The sequence below is a fragment of the Botrimarina colliarenosi genome (assembly GCF_007859955.1).
In the GTDB taxonomy this organism is placed as follows: domain Bacteria; phylum Planctomycetota; class Planctomycetia; order Pirellulales; family Lacipirellulaceae; genus Botrimarina; species Botrimarina colliarenosi.
In genome coordinates, this window is sequence record NZ_SJPR01000015.1 from 1 (window position 1) to 18,526 (window position 18,526).

Consider the following 18,526-nt stretch of genomic DNA (forward strand, 5'->3'; position numbering starts at 1 on the left):
AGACGCCGATCCAAGAACTAGCAAGCCCTCCGGGCCCACGCGGGGAGGCCCAATCCAAACTCCCCCAACCAACCAGCGCTGCACTTTCTCGGCGCCGGGCGCTGCACTTTTCGACTGCCGATCACAGAGTCACGACTACCGCCTCTAACACGGTTGCCGTGGCTTAGTTCGACGGCATTGGGTGGCCAGTCTTCACGTAGCTGAGCAACTCAACGTACTGAACGATTGCCCATTGCCGATACGGATTTCGCAGATACAATATTGGTATCTGCACTGGGCTTTGCGTCGGATTCTCTCGGGACGCACCAATGCCAGCTGTTGCGCTGACACGTAATAACTGTGTCGAAGACCGTCAGTTTAGGATGCTTTCCGATGTCTTGAACGATGCCGACCCAGCGGTTGAAAGAGGTGTTGGCGTTCTTCTGTGACGGCAGGATAAGTGCCCTGTGTGTGGAGATGCCTCCTACTCACCGGGTAGCGTCCATCCTCAGTGCAACCGGAACCAAGCGGACAAGGCGCAGCGAGAGCGACGAGCCACGGAGGCTCTGACGGGTCTGCAGCTGCAGACCGGTCCCCCGAACCGACCGGTTTTCAGCAACGCCTCAAGGTTCCCTTCTTGACCCTCAATGCCTCTCGCCAGCGACTGTTAGGCCCTGACAGCCTGAAGCCCCTGAACGAGGGATTCGAGGTAATTGGGGCTTTCAACCCCGGCGCTGTCCGCGTTGACAAAGAGACGGTCCTGCTGGTGAGAGTTGCTGAAAAACCCCTCGCCGTACGGTCCGGATTTGTAGGTCTGCCAAGAGTCGTGAGCGGTGGGAGCGTGTCCGTCGATTGGACGCCCGAGGTAGAACTCGACCTTCGCGACAAGCGGGTCGTCCGCCGTAAGGCCGATGGAATCGCTAGGTTGACCTCCCTTTCGCACCTGCGTGTGTTCCGTCGTCGGGAAGGCGGATCGGGGTGGACGCCCGGCCCGGCGTTGCTGCCCGAGACCTCGGCCGAAGAGTACGGAATTGAAGACCCCCGCATCACCACGATCGACGGGTTGCACTGGATCACTTATGTGGCGGTCTCGCGACACGGAGCTGCGACAGCCCTTGCCTCGACGACAGACTTTGTGGCGTTCGAACGCCACGGAGTCATCTTCCCTCCGGAGAACAAGGATGTCGTCCTGTTCCCGCGTATGATCGAGGGAATGCACGTCGCGCTTCATCGGCCGACGACAAGGACTGATTTCTGTCGGCCAGAGATCTGGCTCGCCCGCTCCCCCGACTTGCTGCACTGGGGTCAGCACCAACCCATACTCTGTGGGCTCAACCCATGGGAGAGCGAACGCGTCGGGGCGGGACCACCGCCCATCCAAGTCGACGAAGGATGGTTGGTGATCTATCACGGCTGTGGACCCTCGCAAGGCAGCGAAGAGGTCGGCGCCTACTGCGCCGGCGCCGCCTTGCTCGACTTGAACGACCCGACACGCATCGTCAGTCGTTCCGTCCAACCGACAATGCGGCCCGCTGTCGAATTCGAGCGAAACGGATTCGTGCCCAACGTGGTTTTCCCGACTGGGCTGATTGATCACGGAGCAAGACTCTCCGTCTACTACGGCGCTGCGGACACCGCAGTTGGCTTGGCCGACCTCTCGCGCGACGAGTTGCTGTCCTCTCTCAACTGACGCCTCCTTGCGTCTCACCTTCCAGGAGGCCCTTCGTGGCCGAAACCGAGATCCAGAAGATCGCCTTTGTCGGCGACTATCCGCCACGGAAATGCGGCATCGCGACCTTCACACACGACCTCAGCAACGCCGTGGCGGAGGTCGCTGCGACCGACTGCCTCGTCGTGCCAGTCGATGACATTGAAGGGGGGTACGACTACGCACCGATCGTGCGGTTTCAGATTGCCGAGCAGGATCGCGACTCGTATCGTCGCGCCGCCGACTTCCTCAATTTCAGCAACATCGACGTCGTCTCTCTGCAGCACGAGTTTGGCATCTACGGCGGTCCCGGCGGCGCTCATATTCTAACGTTCATGCGTGACCTGCGGGTCCCGGTCGTCACGACGCTCCACACGGTGCTGCCGAAGCCCGACAAGACTCTTCGTCGGGTTATGGAGCAGTTGGTTGAGCTCTCGACGCGGGTAGTCGTCATGACCGATCGCAGCCGGACGACCCTCCTTGAGGAGTACAAGGTTCCCGAAGACAAGATCGACCTGATCGTGCACGGGATTCCCGATCGCCCCTTCTCCGATCCTAACTTCTATAAGGACCAATTCGATCTTGCCGGAAAGCAGGTCGGGCTAACGTTCGGACTCCTCTCTCCCAACAAAGGGATCGAGGTTGTTCTTAAAGCTTTGCCTGAGATCGTGCGAGAGGCGCCGAACTTCGTCTATTTGGTTCTGGGCGCCACGCACCCCAGCCTGCTCCGTAGTGAAGGGGAGACTTACCGAATCAGTCTCGAACGGATGGCGAAAGAACTGGGCGTTCAGAAGAATGTCGTTTTCTACAATCGCTTCGTCGATCTGGAAGAACTGACCGACTTCATCGGCGCAGCGGACGTGTACATCACGCCTTATCTGAACGCTGCGCAAGCCGTTTCAGGAACGCTTGCCTACTCGTTTGGTTGCGGTCAGGCCGTGATCTCGACGCCCTACTGGCACGCCGAAGAACTCCTTGCCAATGAACGGGGAGTCCTCGTCCCCTTCGGCGACTCGGCGGCGATTGCCCGTGCGACGATCGATCTTTTGAGTGACGAGCCCCGTCGGCACGCGATGCGGAAGCGAGCCTACTTGTTAGGCCGCGAGATGGTGTGGAGCCACGTCGCCGATCTCTACTCGAAGTCGTTCCAGAAAGCGAGGCGGGGCCGCTCCGACTCCCCCAAGCCGTTGGCGATTAAAACACTCGACGAGCAACCGCTCGCTCACCCTCGGATCCGGCTGGACCATATTCTGCGGATGACCGACTCGACGGGCATCTTTCAGCATGCGACGTACTCTCTCCCCAATTTCCAAGAAGGGTACTGCACGGACGACAATGCCCGCGCCTTAATCCTCACCGTTCTCTTAGAGGACTTGGGGCATGATTCGATCGAACTACACCAAGCCGCGTCGAGCTACGCGGCCTTCTTGAACCATGCTTTTGATCCGACGATCGGCCGTTTCCGCAACTTTATGAGTTTCGACCGGAAGTGGCTTGAGACCGACGGTTCCGACGACTCGCAAGGCCGCACCCTGTGGGCGTTGGGCACCTGCGCCGGGCGTTCGAGACGTAGGAGTTTCCAGTCGTGGGCCGTCCAGCTTTTCCAGCAAGCCTTGCCGGCATGCGCGCAGACTTCGTCCCCCCGGACATGGGCCCTCGCGCTGATTGGCATTCACGAGTATCTCCGCCGGTTCAGCGGCGACAGGCTTGTCGATCAAATGCGAGACACCCTTACCGACAAGTTGATCGATCTCTATGAGCGGACCGCGACCAACGACTGGTTCTGGTTCGAGGACGTCGCCTCCTATGCAAACGCCAAGCTGTCCCACGCGCTGATCCTGAGCGGGAGGTGGAGCGGCAACGAGCAAGCCTTGCAAATCGGCCTCCGATCACTGCGATGGCTGGCTGCCAAGCAGACTTCGCCGGAAGGTCGCTTCCGCCCCATCGGTAGCAACGGGTTCTGTCGACGTGGGGAGGTGATCGCCGCCTATGATCAGCAACCAATTGAAGCCCACGCGATGGTCTCAGCCGCCATCGAGGCGCACAACGCCGAGGACGATCCCTTCTGGATCGACCAGGCCCATCTCGCCTTTGACTGGTTTCTATGCCGTAACGATCTCGGCCAGCCCCTCTACGACTCCGGCACCGGGGGGTGCCACGATGGGCTGCAAGAAGGCCGCGTCAATGAGAACCAAGGGGCCGAGTCGACACTGGCTTTCCTGATGTCCCTCGTCGAAATGGAACAACTCGAGAATTCGTTAGCTATAAGTGCAACGCCGAAAGCCGTCGGAACGGCGACGGGTCAAACGAACAAGGAAGCCTTACGGCTCGTTCATGCAGATTAAGAGAACTGGTATCGTCCTCTCGCCGAACAGCAAACGGGTTGTTCTACGCCCTTTCATACCGTTCCCAGAGGAGCGGAAGCTGCGAATTATCGCTCGACTATCCGCCTTGCCAGAGGCCGAGGTCGACCGGCTGATTGACCAAGTGCTGGAAGAGTTTCACGGGCGTCATCAACGCCCCAAAGTCTTCCTGCTCGCACGGTTCGAGAAGGTGCGTGAGTACTTAATTACCGACGCCCCGTTGAGTGAGAACCGGCGACTTTTGATTGGTGCGTACTTTACACAGGAGTACGCTGTCGAATCGGCGGCGCTCTTCAACCCCTCGATAGTCTGGCATCCCGATCAATCAGGGATCCCTGAAGGCACACGCCGCTTTGTCATTAGCCTGCGGGCGACCGGTGAGGGACACCTGTCGTCGATCACTTTTCGGTCGGGTGTCGTTGACTCGCAATGCGCAATCACGGTCGATAAGCCGACACGCTTCACCACTCCTCCCGACGTCGTCCCCGACACGTGGTACAAGAAGGCGCTCTTCGTCCGGAAGCTGAACGAACTAGGGATGGCAGGTCTCTTCACTAACCATGTTATGGGTCGGCTCGAGGACGATTTTTCTCTTGAGCAGCTTGTCGCGGCCCTGCAGCTCACGGTTCGTGAGAACCGGACCCGACACCACGAGTTTGAAGCGGTGTTCGACGGGATCGTCACGCTCGCCAAGTCGAACTATGAGATCGTCTACCTCCCGGACACCAAGCTTTCCGAACGCCTTATCTTCCCTTATAGCCCAACCGAATCCGCCGGGATTGAAGACGCCCGCTTCGTTCGATTCCAAGAGGAAGACGGCGCCGTCCTGTACTACGCCACCTATAGCGCCTACGACGGGAAAGTCGTCCTGCCGCAGTTGCTAGAGACCAAAGACTTTCTCCGATTCAAGATGCACACCTTGAACGGACCCGCCATCGCCAATAAGGGGTTCGCGCTGTTCCCGCGGCGCATCAACGGCCGCTATACGATGCTTTCAAGGCAGGATGGCGAAAACCTCTTTCTGATGAGTTCTGACAACCTCTACTTCTGGCATTCAACGCAGGTCATCGTGAAGCCAACGTTTCCCTGGGAGTACGTGCAGGTCGGCAACTGCGGATCGCCGATCGAGACCGAGGCGGGTTGGCTTGTGCTGAGCCACGGAGTTGGGCCGATGCGTAAGTACTGCATCGGAGCGTTCGTCCTCGATCACGATGACCCAACGCGCGTCGTAGGCCGACTCCGCTCGCCTCTCGTCACACCGGACGAGAACGAGAGAGAGGGCTACGTCCCAAACGTCGTTTACAGCTGTGGTGCTGTCGTGCACAACGACACGCTAATCCTCCCTTACGCGATGTCGGATTACGCTTCAACCTTCGCGACCGTCGACATGGCTGAACTGCTCGCCGCGATGGAGCCCGTTTGAGACGCTTCGCAGAGTGCCTAAGGGCACTGATAACTTGGGAGAGGGCATCTGCGAATCGATTAGCCTTGGGCTGTGCAAGCACATCAGTCCGACGCGGCTGCAGCTAGATGCTAGATCCAGCCAGGCAAAAATGTAGGCGTCAAACTGCGTAATGCCGAATCACCCTCAGTGCCGAACGCAAGTTTTAGATCGCCGCCTAAGTTTGACTTTTACTTGCTCTCATTGAACTGAGGCGTTGGATACATCGCTCGAGGCAGCTGAGGAAGTCGGCGAACTACACGAGTTTTCCTCCCCTTAAGTAGACCGCTGTGACTTTACCTTCTGGCTAAGGCGCTAGTGCTGATCCAACCGATGGCGATTGGATGGACTCAAATTTTGCGGGGCGTGCACGCCATACAGATTGAGTCGCTGGAACTATGTCTTCCAGTTCGCCCAAGTGATCGCCAGCTGCAACACCGAGGCGATCGATACCCACACCAAGTACGGCGCCTGCGCCACGGCGATCGATTTGTAATAAGGCCAAATGACGATCATCATCCAGACGATGGTTGCGAGCACGACAAGAATGTCGACGGAGGCTAGCGGAAGGTTGCGCCAACCGAATTGGATGGGCGTAAAGGCCAGATTTGCCGCCAGGTTCACGACGAACGGCAGCGCGACCCACCCGGGGACCTAACCGCGCCACGCCTGCACGAACACAAAGCCGAACGTGACGAGGATCACCGGGTAAAGGATCTGCCAGATGAGCCCAATGGTCGAGGGCGGCGGGGTCCACGAGGGCTTCCAAAGGGTTTCGTACCATTCCAGCCAGGTCATCGGCTACTCGTTGCGTGGAAGCTTGTTGCCGCGGTGGGTGGCTCTCGGTTTGAGCGGAGAAGATCATCGTTCTGCGAAGCGGCTCCCAAGATCCGCTGACGCGTTCTATCATCGACGGCTAGCCATAACCGCCCCTCAAGCCCCCCAGCAGTAGGTCACACAATGACCGCTTCGGCCGTATGGTACCACCTCTTCCCGCTGGGCTTCCTGGAAGCTCAGGAGAGGAACCCCGATCCCGGCGGAGAGGCGGTTGCGGTGACGCATCGTTTGCCGATGCTCGTCGGTTGGCTCGACTACCTCGTCGATCTGGGCGTCACCGGCGTGCTGCTTGGGCCGGTCTTCGAGTCCGAGACGCATGGCTACGACACGGTCGACCCGCTAAGCATCGATCGCCGCCTGGGTGACGAGACGGATCTGGTCGCCCTGATCGAGGAGTGCCACCGGCGATCACTCGCGGTGGGTTTGGATGCGGTGCTGCACCATGTCGGGCGTGGTCACCCGTACTTCCAGGATGTGCTGGCTCGGGGCGAGCAGTCGCATTATCGCGACTGGTTTGAGATCGACTTCAGCCGCCCTGGTCACGATGGTTTTTCCTACGCCAACTTTGAGGGGCACGGCCAGCTTGTGAAACTGAACCACGGCAACCCACGAGTTCTAGATTGGGCGGTCGACTTCGCGAGCTACTGGATCGAACGCGGCATCGACGCGTACCGCCTCGACGCGGCGTACGCCCTGCCGACCGAGTTCGTATCGGCCTTCGCCAATCGAGTTCGTGGCTTTCGGTCCGATCTGTTCCTGGTTGGCGAGGTGATCCACGGCGACTATGGCCGGATCGCCAAGCGGGCGCGACTGCATTCTGTGACTCAGTACGAGTTGTGGAAGGCGATCTGGAGTTCGCTCAACGAGGGCAACTTCTTCGAGCTGGCCCACGCGTTGGAGAGGCACGCCGGCTTCTGCGAACACTTCCGGCCGTGGAATTTCCTTGGCAATCACGACACCACACGCATTGCTACTCAACTCCACGACCAACGTCTTGGCGACCACGCCCTTGTTCTCTTGCTGACACTGCCAGGCGTCCCCGCGGTGTACGCGGGCGACGAGCAGGTCGCCGAAGGGCGGAAGTACGACCGCGAGGGGGGCGATGCCGAAGTCAGGAGCCCGCCACCGCAGAAGCCCGGCGAACTTTTTGGCGAGCGGTTAGTCAAGTACCAGCGGCATCAACAGATGATTGCGTTGCGTCGGGAGCGGCCCTGGCTAGCGACGGGAACGGTCCGCGTCCTTGAGCTACAGAATCGACTGATGACCTACGAGGTTCGTAGTGAGGGGGCCAGCGTTTTCGTGGCGCTGAGCGCCGAGGACGGCCCAACCACCGTTAGGCTGCCTTCCGGCCTGAGCCCCGTCGCCGGCAACGCGGACCCGCACTTGCCACCTCACGGTTGGGGTGTGTGGGCGTCGGATTAGTGGAGGCGCAAGCATGCCGGCATGCTCAGCCGTCATCGCCTAGCGTGTCGAGTATATCAATGACGAAACTGAACGGGCTCGATCTGCCGCTAGTCCAAATTACGTAAGTTGCCTCACTCTCAGCGAGTTCGGCCGCAATCCGAACCGCACACTTGGCCCGCCCGCGGACTAATCTGGGGTCATGCGTGCAGCTAGCGTGGGCTGCCGATCCTACCACCGAGCGACAGGAGGTCCTGCAGGAAGCCGAGCGAGGCTATCGGCGGGCGGAGCCAGGGACGGAGTCAGACGCCGACGGCCTGGAGCCGTCAGCATGTCGATCAGCTTCGAGAAAGTCGCCGTCAAGTACCTCAACGCCAAGACCCTCTCCTTGGGCACCTGCAAGGAGTACCGAGGAACCGTCGCCAAGTGGTTGGCCTGGGGCCAAGGCCCCACTGTCGATCAAATCAGCCGCTCCGACCTCCGCGAATTCTTCGACTGGGTCTACGAGAAAGCGGCCGAAGACGGCGGATCAAACGCCGGACGCACGGCGAACAAGGCCCGCGAGAACCTCCGGGCCATCTTGTCGTGGGCCTGGGAGCAGGACTACCTCGAGAAGCTCCCGCGGTTGCCCAAGCCCAAGCCGCAGCGGGATGTCGCCGGCCGTCACTACCTGACCAAGTCGGACCTGAACGCGCTCTACTTCGCGACCTACGCGCTCGAGCGGCCCCGAGGCTGGAAGCGGACGCTGACGGTCGGCCACTACTGGCGCGCCGCGCTGGTCGTCTTCTTCAACTACGGCGTCGATACCGGCACGGTCTTCAAGCTGGCCTCGTTCCACGAGCCGATCCTCTGGCGACACGTCAGCTGGCGGCCCGAGCCGCCGAACGGCCAAGGGCGTGATTGTCGGTACGGCTGGCTGTACTACCGGCGGGTGAAGACCAAGAAGCAGTTCTACCGCCCGATGAACCGCGTCGTGCTGACACACCTCAAGAGCCTACGGGCCGACGAAGTGGCGTCGGACCAGCCGGTCTTCTCCTGCGGCAGCTCGCGGCCGAACGAGCAGTTCCAACGGCTCTGTCAGCTGGCCGGTGTCAAGCCGAAGCAGGATGTCGAGACTGGCGAGGAGAAGCCGTGGGTCCTGAAGGACCTCCGGAAGACGTGCGCGACCTACTACGACGAGCACATGCCCGAGTCGTCGGTCGAAATCCTCGGCCACTCGGTCGGCGGGGTGACCTACCGGCACTACGCCCACCGCGACCCGCTCGCCTTCAAGGCGATCATGTCGCTGCCCCAGCCGACGGCGTTCACCGCCCTGACGCACGGGTTCGACGGAGAATGCCCCTGTTGCCGGAGGAGGTTCCCGCAGGCGTAGCATCTGGCCGCGGCGGCGCCTCCCAGATCGGCTGCGGAGGTGTCGTCGCTGCCGCCAGACCGATGCGGGTTTGCCGTGGCTCGAACTCGCCGAAACTGGTCCATCCTCGGCGCCTTCGCTGCAGTCCAAGGTGAGCGAGGTGATGTCCACCGACCGCAGGTGCGAAACGGCCGGCTGGCCCCTCCTGCGTCTAGCGCAAGTGCAGGCGGTGTCCCTGCCGACCGAAGACCTCAGCGACTTAACGTCGCCACCGACGTGTCTGCGAGAGCGCGGCGCCAGCCAAGCCCAGCAGCACCAGCGACGTCGGCTCGGGGACATTCACTACCGGGATCGGGTCTGCCGACAAACCCGGGTACGGTGTGAGCGACTGGCCAATAATGCTCTCGAAATAGGCTTGCTGAATAGTCGAAGCGCTGGCGTAGCTGAGGGACTGCCCGTTGCCGACCACCTGCTGCGGGCCGACGCTGCCAGTCCCCCAATCGAGGATCAAGTCCGTCGCATTGTCGAACAGGCGAAGGCGCGTGAGTGCAAGGGCACTGGGCGTTGCCGTGGCGGATGTGGCATCGAACGAGGTCAAGGCGCCATAGCTCTCGCCGCCCGCATTCGACCACTGGGCGAAATCAGACTCGTCGCCGAAGAACGGCGTGAACGCGCTGGTCCCGGTCAATTGGTAGGTCTTCGCCACCGGGTCGATCGTGAGCACTAGCCCCGCCCGCGCATCGACCGCCGGTAGGGCAGACGCCAGCAGCATTGCGAGCATCGGCACAACACACTTCAAAATGCGTCTTGCGTTTTCCAACATCAACGGTCCTTCCTTCGCCGCAACAGCATCAACCCGCCCAGGCCCAGCAGCGCGAGCGACGAGGGCTCGGGCACGGGCACGACTTGCCACGTTCCCATCAGCTCTCTGAAGCCGTTGATGTCTCCGGTTGCGCCGGGGCCCGGCAGCGACAGGGCGCTGAGGTCAAGTGTGCCGGTGCCGTTGAAGGCGAGTTGGCCTGCGGTGAACTCGCCAAAATTGAAGCCGGCACCGGAGAACAGTTGCAGCGTCGTGCTCGTGTTGCGGTAAACGGTGAACAGTTCGCCGTTAGAGAACCGGCTTAGGTCGCCGCTCATCGGCGCCTCATGGAAGCCCGTGTCTGCGGTAAAGAAGTCGGCGAGGTCGACCGGCGAGCCGTTGCCGACGGTGTTCAGCACCAGGCCGTCGGTGGATTGGATCGTCACCGCGCTGGGGTTGGTGACATCGATCAGCAGCAGGACATCGGCATCGGCCGAATGGGCCACGCCCAAGCAGGCGAGCAGGCAACATGTTACTGCGTTTTTCAAGACGTTCATCGGGATTCCCGGTTGATTGCGGTGGCCAAGGCGTTCGGTCATCAGCGCGGGCTCATAACGAGCGGAAGATCTATAGAGACTTTCAATGCCGTCGGCGGCGTCCGACCATCAGCCCGCCCAGACCAAGCAGCGCGAGCGAGGTCGGCTCGGGGACGACTCGGAAATCGAATGGGTCTGAATTCCCGATAGAGAAATCTACGGTGCCGCCGGTGATCGTCACGCCCGGGTCATTGGGCAGATCGAAGCTGAGCGTCCCCCCGGTGATCTGTAAGCCATCCATCGCGCCCGCAACATACACGACACCGAATAGATTGTCGTTTAATACGACACCCGGGCCCGTCTCTTCATCGAAAATTAGCGGGCCGGTGCCCGGGACAAACAGAATCGATCCGGATGGGTTGTTCGGCAGGCTAGGCGTGCTCGTCACGTCAAATGTCACCTTGACATTGACACCCGTTGTGACTCCGCCTGTGCCGTCCCAGTCAAGTTCAAGCGCCACGCCGGGGGGCAGCTGGATGTCCAGCGAGATGGACGAACCATCAAGTGCCTGGCCATTGAAGTCGGCCAGGGGGTTCTCGACCTTCTGGTCGTAAACGGCGCCGATCGGGCCGGGGTCAAAGTTGATCACGGCCGCCGAGGCGTTCGAGGCGATGGCGGCGAGCAAGAGGCACGCTGTAGGGAGGGCGTAGTAGAACCTGCATCCGAAATAGGGTGTCGTCTTCATTAGTCACTCTGATTGGAAGAGTCTGTGCATAGCTGCAGCCGTGATTTTCTAAACGGCGCTGCCTCAAGCTGCAGGCAAAGCATTGTAGCTACGGGTTTAGCCGCTACGCCCCTTTGGGATAGTGTTTTTTGACTTTCTTGCCGTCTTGGCAAGCGGGAGCCCGCACGAGGTTCGATTACCGGTTTCGAACCAGCGAGCGGCGCGCAACCATTACTGAAATATGGGGTTACGTCGATGGATGGGGTGAGCAATGCCACCGCGATGGCCCCCTCGGCCAATTGGGAGTCGGGCTCACCCCAAGAGATAACCCCGAGCAGTTGCCCACCTGTTTCGGTTTTTGGTCGCACTTGATCAGCGTCCTTGAAAGCGATTGGGGGACACCACAATCGGCTTCCGATGATCTTGAACCCTGCTCGTCCTACTGCGTTTACCGCGGCAGCGGATGCCTCATCCGCGGCCTCGAAGACCCATGGCAAAGGCGCGGAGATGTCTAATCTCGGGCGAGACCTCAGCGAGTTTGGCCGACGCGCAACTCGCCGGTGCTGGTCCAACCTGTGCGGCTTTACCGTGGCGTAAATCGAGTCGGATACTGAAGCCTCCGCAGGTTCGCCGGTCACGCTTCGCCGGTCCTGACCCGCTTAACCGTGGCACTTTTTGGCAGACGCAGCAATGGCCCCGGACGGCTCGTCGTGGGTCGCCGCGTTCGAGCACCCTACGTGGAGCATTCGAGCCCCGGCTATTTGGGACGGTGGGATCTGTCGAGGTCGTGTGCAACAGAACTTTAGACGGTGCTAGCTGGCGTTACCTGATTACCAACCACCGTTTTGCCTTTTGCATATCCACTACCTTGCCCGAGCGTCGAAGCCGGCACAGACAGCAAGACTCAAACCAAGAAGCATCCAAGCAGTTGGCTCGGGGATATTTTGGAAAGAGAGCCTTCCTTGAATGTAGCTTCCGGCCGCGCTTTCATCGTCGATAGCAATCGAGAACTCGATCGACGATCCATCGGTCGCTGTGATCTGAGCGATCGCCGTTGGGTTCGGCAGGTTCAACTGATTCAAACCGGAGATGGCTCCCTTCAGGAAGCCATCCGATTCCTCGACTCCGATCGACAGAGCATCAGCCGATCGAAACAGGAACTGAGAATCATGGCTGACGAGTGTGCCCGTGGCAGCGAAGACCCCATTATTGTCGGTGAAAACTGTGCTTAAGCCGAACGGATTCACCTGATTCATTGTACCAACGAACGCAACGTCGAAACCACGAAGATTCAAGCTCGGCTCTGTCTCTACATAGACTGTCCAGGTCGTGTAGCCATCGAGTTCGGGGGTCGGCTTGGGCACGGCAAACACGGCGGTGGTGCCAAATCGTGGATCGACGGGGTCTACCGGATCGACGGGGTCTACCGGATCAACGGGGTCTACCGGATCAACGGGGTCTACCGGATCAACGGGGTCTACCGGATCAACGGGACCGGCACACCCAGTAAGCAAACAGTCCGAGAGGCTACCACTGAAGGACGGGAGGGGGCTGCCAGTACCGCCTGCACTTGGTCCCAAGTCAAACTGAAGATTCAAGTCAACCTGGTCCGGCTGATCGGTCACGATCTGTGCAAAGTCGGTTGGGTTGGTCTGAGGAAGTCGGTGAAATCCTGTGATCGCTCCTCGCAGCGAGCTGGTGGTTTCGTCGGTGCCGATCGAAAGAATGCCGCTACTAGCCGACACTAAGAAATGCGAGTCCTGCCTAAAATCAAATCCGGGCAGATCGAAAAGCTCAGACGGATCGTCATCAAAGATTGTCCGTGTGCCAAACGGGCTGAGCTGATTCATCGGACCACTGAACCTCGCATCGACCCCTCGGAACGACTCACTACTCTCAGTCAAAATCGCAAGCGTGTAAGTTGAGAATCCGTCCAAACCAGGCGTAGGATCCACTCGAATATCGAGCGTTCCTGCAGATGCACAACGAGTAATAAGGACGAGAAGGGTAAGAGCTGTTGGACGCAGCATAAGGTTCTCCTGTGGGCGTTCCCGACCTCGGACAGTCGCAGTCTATCACCTCTAATAACCAGTAGTCCATCATCTCTCTCCCGGCACCACGGCACACTCTGCTCAGCCTGCTAGGCCGCGGCGGTGCAGCTCACCTCGGCCGCATCGGTCACTGCCCAACAGACCGAGGTTGCCTCAACACGTGCAGGTTAGCCGTCGGGCAAACTCGCACAGATGCAGCCCAGCCGGGGTCGATTCTTGACATCTGTGCGAGTTGGCGAGCGTAGCTGCGGTTTCAGAAGCACGAGCCTCGCGTTCGCGCAGACCGAATCCGCCGGGATGGTAGTCGCGCTATCGGCGGTCAACGTGGCGGGGCGCGAAAGCGGCCAGACTCGCCGTCCGCCGCGGAGCGATGTCGATCTGATGGCCGATTTCCTGCCGATCGGGCCAGAACTCGCAACGGTGTCTTCGCCGGAGCGCGACCTCTGCGAGCTGGCAGCGATCGCTATCCTCAGCGACTGGTCCAGCCTCACTGGCGAAGCAGACTGCAATAGTCGCGCAGGTCTGGGCCACCGACTGCAGCTGGGTGAGGCTACTGACTGCTCTACCTCATCCAGCTTATCTGCTTAAGTCTTTCCACTGCGATGTCTTTTTCCACCATACGCAGACTGGCTTGAAGATAGGGCTAGGCGTGTTTAAGAAGTGTCGTCTTTTCTACTATTCCACCGATTGCTATTGCCATCTTTCATAGATGCTTTAATGCGTTTCGAACGCAATTCTTCAATTTCCTTGAGCGCTTGTTCAAGCGCCGGAACCAACGCTGGATTCTCTCTTTTAGCAATGAACAAGTTGATTCGATAGCTCCTAAGAACTTGTGCCTCGTGGGTTAATCCCGGATCCTTCACATCCAGAATGTTCTGGCCTTGCTGCCGTCTTCGGATCGACTCAATGTTCCCGAGTACCCAGAATGGATGCATCGCTAAATCGAGCTCTTCCCGAACTTCAGCAGCGAGGTTCTTTGAACGGACCGCTTCATATAACACACTCGCGGCGAATAAGTCGGCTTCTGTTTCTAGTTTCTTCTGCTCAGTCGGCTTCGTGTGTTGCGCCGAACCTGGCTCGGAGTGTGCAAACAATCCGAAGCTTCCGCCTCCTTGATGCTGGAGGTGCCCAACTTCGTGCAGCAAGATGATGGCGAGAAAACGTGGGTAGCTGAAGTCGTCAGTCGACAGTCTCTTCGCCTCTCCTTCGGCCAGCTCGGCTGTTCTTTCAGCTGAGCGTATCTTCTCTTCCGGCCAGTCAAGCCGTTGTGACGGTGGCATAGCACGAAGCTTGCGGACACTATCCCGAAATCGCGCAAGCTCCTCGCGATTGGCGGCACGTATCTGTGGCAGAGACTTAGCTGTCGCGGCGTATATCTCATCGTAAGATTTGCGGAGCAGATCTTCCCGTAAAAAAATAGCGTTCTGCGTGGACTTTGAAAACGCCGCGATACGCAGACCTCGTGGTCCAATCAAAACCACTGGGGTAGTGTTGTCGGGCAACTTGGGCCGCAAGCCGTAGACAAGAGATAGCTGAGTGTTCCGTTTCTTTAACGCGTTATTCGCCAGAAACACGCCGTGACCAAGCTCTTTTAAGGTGTCCGGTGCGACAGCGATGGTTGGAACGTACCCTGGCCGTCTGATCAGCTCGTCTAGCTGCTCCTGGCAGAAGGCTGAGTCGCAGAGCATCGCGATAAAAGCTATGACGGCAAGGCGAATTAGCTTCATCGGTTTTCATCCTTCTTGCAAAACTGCGAAGCAAACATGTGCTTCCGAAAGTCGGACGCTGCCTTAACAACAGCCGGGTGCCCGTCCGGTAGGCCGGCAGTTGACTCTTCCAAGACGACATACTCCTCTACGATTTCAGCTTCGCGTTGCTTCAAGCAGAATGCCTCGTTGGTCGCCTGGCTTGCTAAGCATGAGAAGATGATGGCGGCAAGGGCGCAGCCCCAGAGGAGCCACGCGCTGAACGAACTCTCCGCTCGACGATCTTCATTGCCATTCACTTCGCCTCGACGCCTTCTTAAGAGCGAACTTAGCCATGGTAGAAAGCAAACACGAAATGACTCGATCAAAGATAGGATGACCGAGATGGCAAGTGATATGCTACCGTTGGTGTTGGCCATTTTGATTTCTGAAGTGAAGCGTTCCTTTAGCGTCGTAGTCTGCTTGAAAGCTTCCGAGCGAAGTCCATCAATCTCATCAGGTACGCCGGCGGTCATAGCTTCAACGGCATCTCCTTCGAGGCTAACGGCCAGCCTTGGGAGCAAACGATTGCCGTCGATAGTCCTCTCGCTAGCTGAAGCAAAGAGAAAAATGGTGCTGGCAACGCTTACCGTGAGGAGCAATACTCTGTTCAAAGCTGCGGGCATAGAACTAGCATGAGGGGCTGGCGCTTCTTTGAGGCTGTAAAACCCTCGATTAGAAGCCCGTGAAAAAACAGCCGGGTCGGTGCCAAGTGGCACCGGCCCGACCTGCTTAGTACTTTAAAATCACTTCTTTCCTTGAAGCTTGTCCATCTGCGCCTTAGCAGCGTCCCGCTCCTGGGGCGTCATCTTGTTATAGTCCGGTGTTTGACCTTGCTTGTGGGCATTGTTAGCCTTGTTCACACCGTTCTCGTAAGCACCCATAACATATCTCTCCATATCAGGGGAATTTTCCGCAACTGCCGTCAAAGCAATTGACACTAAGCACCTAACGCCGGGCAGCTCAGAAGCGCACGCATCTTTTCGATTTATTTGAACTGAGGGAATGAAGTGCCGACTGAACGAAAAAGCTGTTGGGCAAAGACACCCAACTGCCTGCCCATGTCGGTTTGGCCCATCGGCCCACAGGGCGGAATGTACTGAATTCGGTTGAGCGATGTCAAAACTGGGTAGAAACACCCAATCGCCAGCTCACGTCGGTCGGGCCCACCGCTGACGGTTGCCGACCTACCCAATCTGCCGAGGTTGCCTCAACACGTGCAGGTTAGCCTCCGAGCAAACTCGCACAGATGCGGTTCAGCCGGGGTCGATTCTCGACATCTGTGCGAGTTAGCGAGCGTCGCTGCGAGTTCCGAAGTTCGAGCCTCGAGTTCGCGCAGACTCAATCGGCCGCGAGGGTAGTCGCGCTCCAGGCGCCGGACTTAGCGGCGCACGAAAGTGGCGAGACTCGACTCCAGCAACGGAGCGATGTCGATCTGATGGCCGTTTTCCGCTCGATCTGGCCAGGACTTGCAGCGGTGTCCTCGCCGGGGCGCGACCTCTGCGAGTTGGCAGCGATCGCTATCCTCAGCGAATGGTCCAACCGACCCCACTTCGGCGAACGCTCAAACCCGCCCAGGACGACGCCTCTTGTGCAGGTACTACCTCGGCTCGTACGGCTTGAAATCTCCTAGGTCGAGAGGCAAATCGTTCTCGCTCTGAGGCAGCATCGGAAAGCTGAACTGACGCCTGACACCATGCCGTTCGCGGTCGCCGTTCGCGGTGATTCGCCAGATGTCTACATGATAGAACTCCGGCGACACACGCTCGAATCGAAACGTACCGTCTGCTGCAACTTCTACTGGGGTTTGGCGATAGGCTTCGCCCACAGCCGATCGCATGAAACCAGCGAAGCGGCGGTTACTCTTGCCACCGTACCTCCAACTGGGGCCAGGCAGTTCGCAAGTGGCTATCAGTCCTTCGTAGTCATCTAGGCCGACGACACGGCCCACGACAGGTCGGCCGATTCCGCCATAAACCAGTTCCGTGACGCCGCCCGCCTTTACCAATCCATGGGTACGCGGGTGCGAGTCCATCTCTTTCGGGAGATCAGGAATGGTGCTGATGTTCACTAGGCCAGGAGTTGCGTGCTCGATGGCAAAGCGGCCTTCGTGATCAGTCGTCACGATGACCAGCTGCTCTAGGTAGTCGTCGATCATGAGACGTGTTCGCAGGTGCACTCGAAGGCGGACATCCGCTGCGGGTTCGCCCCCCAAGATCGCTTGACCATGGATCGTTCCCCAGGGTTCGAGCTGTAGCTGATTGTTCCCGTAGAATTCTTCGACCGGCACCAGAGCAAAGCCTGATTCGTGGGCTGCGACCACAACGGCTCGGTGAGCTATTTCTACGGGTAGACGAAAGTCACCGTGCTCGTCTGCAGTTGTCATCACCGGCTGCTCCCAAAGCTCGCCAGGCTTCGGTTTGGGAGGCAGGTCGCGCGTGTGCAGTCCGCGCCCTTCGATCCGCACCTCGCGTTGGTTCATCGCAATTGCCACTTGGCCACCGCTGGCAGGTGTACCGTCTGGTTGGAGCAGCCTGACCGTTGGCATCTGATCGGGGCTGAGCCGTGCTTCGAGGCAGATCGGCTCGCCGTTGACGACGCGGAGAGCATCTTCTGGGACATGGCGTTCCGAGTCCGCACGGGTAATCGGCACGGTGTGGTAAGGGACATACCCCGGCACCTCAACGCGAATCACCTGCAGCTGATAGCCCTTTTCGTCTGCCCGTGGCCAACGAACTACGCTCCCATCAACTTTGAACAGGGTGTGATCTTGCCAGTTCCAACCGCGAGATGACGAGAAGCTGGTACCCACGATCACCCTAGCGCCCTTCAATGGGGCTTCGGTCTGTGCGTCGATGACGTGCAATTCGACCAATGCATGTGGAGACCATTGCTCTGCCCTAGAGGGCGGCTCGGTTGGCTGTTCGTTAGCTGCCGACTCGATTCCCATGCTCAACAAAGCGAGCCAGGCCAATCCGGGCAAGGGTAGCGATACGCTCGACTTCATTGCACGCTCCAGAGTCAATGCAGGTATTCACGGCAAGAAGGCATCCTCCTCAGCGTATCCGATATGGCTTTAGTTCGTGCGTAAGGTGTGACCCACCGGAGCGATCTACTGCCTCATGCTCTTGAGGTAGTCCGATTCTGAGCCGTCCCAGCCGCACGTTCGGCACCGCCCGTCTACGAAATCGTGCTCGCAGTTCGGATAGCTATACAACCTATGGGCACACTCGGGGCAGAGCTGGTCCATACTCGAAGTCTCGGCGCGGTACTCGCTACCGCACTCGTCGCAATAGTGTCCGGCTTGGCCGTCCATGCTTCCGATCAGCTTATCCGCTACTGCGTAAGGTGTGACCCTCAGGAGCAGATTGGCCAAATCCGCTAGGTCAATGCATCCTTACGCAATCGGCAGGGATGTAGAGTTATTGACGATCGCGCGGCCAACGAACCCCCGCTCACGCTAGTGGCCTGCTCCCCAAAAGCGGATCCAGGTGTTATGAGAGTCTCAACCGCCCCGGAGGGGCCTCAAGGAGACTCGCGATGTCAGAGAAGCGAAGGAAGCGTCACAGCGCGGAAGAAGTGGTGCGTAAG

The 18,526-nt window shown here is 59.2% G+C and carries 12 protein-coding genes and 1 pseudogene; 5 read left to right on the forward strand and 8 right to left on the reverse strand.

Annotated elements, in window-relative coordinates; all coding sequences use genetic code 11:
- Positions 1 to 820: 820 nt before the first annotated feature.
- The 3 genes from Pla108_RS20500 to Pla108_RS20510 all read left to right on the forward strand — a co-directional run bounded on the left by Pla108_RS20500 (position 821) and on the right by Pla108_RS20510 (position 5,473).
- A complete protein-coding gene (locus Pla108_RS20500; protein ID WP_231934572.1) occupies positions 821 to 1,669 on the forward strand; it encodes a glycoside hydrolase family 130 protein in 849 nt (282 codons plus the stop codon).
- Between the two features lie 35 nt (positions 1,670 to 1,704).
- On the forward strand, positions 1,705 to 4,032 hold the full coding sequence (locus tag Pla108_RS20505) for a glycosyltransferase family 4 protein (RefSeq protein ID WP_146446857.1): 2,328 nt from the start codon (positions 1,705 to 1,707) through the stop codon (positions 4,030 to 4,032).
- A gap of 106 nt (positions 4,033 to 4,138) precedes the next feature.
- Positions 4,139 to 5,473 (forward strand): glycoside hydrolase family 130 protein, encoded by a 1,335-nt coding sequence (locus Pla108_RS20510; RefSeq protein ID WP_231934573.1) that lies wholly within the window; start codon positions 4,139 to 4,141, stop codon positions 5,471 to 5,473.
- Between the two features lie 414 nt (positions 5,474 to 5,887).
- On the opposite strand, the pseudogene Pla108_RS20515 reads toward Pla108_RS20510, so the two are convergent.
- Positions 5,888 to 6,289, reverse strand: a pseudogene (locus Pla108_RS20515) (TspO/MBR family protein).
- A 162-nt stretch (positions 6,290 to 6,451) separates the two neighbouring features.
- On the opposite strand from Pla108_RS20515, the gene Pla108_RS20520 reads away from it, so the two are divergent.
- Positions 6,452 to 7,750, forward strand: coding sequence for an alpha-amylase family glycosyl hydrolase (locus tag Pla108_RS20520; RefSeq protein WP_146446859.1), 1,299 nt, complete (start codon positions 6,452 to 6,454; stop codon positions 7,748 to 7,750).
- A gap of 310 nt (positions 7,751 to 8,060) precedes the next feature.
- Positions 8,061 to 9,101 carry a tyrosine-type recombinase/integrase gene (locus Pla108_RS20525; protein WP_197526767.1) on the forward strand — a complete coding sequence of 347 codons (1,041 nt, stop codon included), beginning with the start codon at positions 8,061 to 8,063 and terminating at the stop codon, positions 9,099 to 9,101.
- A gap of 238 nt (positions 9,102 to 9,339) precedes the next feature.
- On the opposite strand, the gene Pla108_RS20530 is transcribed toward Pla108_RS20525, so the two are convergent.
- The 7 genes from Pla108_RS20530 to Pla108_RS20565 form a co-directional block, all read right to left on the reverse strand.
- Positions 9,340 to 9,903 carry a PEP-CTERM sorting domain-containing protein gene (locus Pla108_RS20530; RefSeq protein ID WP_146446861.1) on the reverse strand — a complete coding sequence of 188 codons (564 nt, stop codon included), beginning with the start codon at positions 9,901 to 9,903 and terminating at the stop codon, positions 9,340 to 9,342.
- Entirely contained in the window at positions 9,903 to 10,478 is a 576-nt protein-coding gene (locus Pla108_RS20535) for a PEP-CTERM sorting domain-containing protein (RefSeq protein ID WP_146446862.1), read from the reverse strand. Before Pla108_RS20535 ends, Pla108_RS20530 begins: the two co-directional genes overlap by 1 nt.
- Positions 10,479 to 10,518: 40 nt before the next feature.
- Positions 10,519 to 11,160, reverse strand: a complete 642-nt coding sequence (locus tag Pla108_RS20540; protein WP_146446863.1) for a PEP-CTERM sorting domain-containing protein — start codon at positions 11,158 to 11,160, stop codon at positions 10,519 to 10,521.
- Between the two features lie 842 nt (positions 11,161 to 12,002).
- Positions 12,003 to 13,169, reverse strand: a complete 1,167-nt coding sequence (locus tag Pla108_RS21410; RefSeq protein ID WP_231934574.1) for a hypothetical protein — start codon at positions 13,167 to 13,169, stop codon at positions 12,003 to 12,005.
- Positions 13,170 to 13,843: 674 nt separating this feature from the next.
- Complete coding sequence (locus Pla108_RS20555) at positions 13,844 to 14,917, reverse strand: hypothetical protein (protein ID WP_146446865.1); 1,074 nt, start codon at positions 14,915 to 14,917, stop codon at positions 13,844 to 13,846.
- Positions 14,914 to 15,561 carry a hypothetical protein gene (locus tag Pla108_RS20560; RefSeq protein ID WP_146446866.1) on the reverse strand — a complete coding sequence of 216 codons (648 nt, stop codon included), beginning with the start codon at positions 15,559 to 15,561 and terminating at the stop codon, positions 14,914 to 14,916. The genes Pla108_RS20555 and Pla108_RS20560 overlap by 4 nt, the downstream gene beginning before the upstream one ends.
- 974 nt (positions 15,562 to 16,535) lie before the next feature.
- Complete coding sequence (locus tag Pla108_RS20565; RefSeq protein WP_146446867.1) at positions 16,536 to 17,942, reverse strand: hypothetical protein; 1,407 nt, start codon at positions 17,940 to 17,942, stop codon at positions 16,536 to 16,538.
- Positions 17,943 to 18,526: the final 584 nt, after the last annotated feature.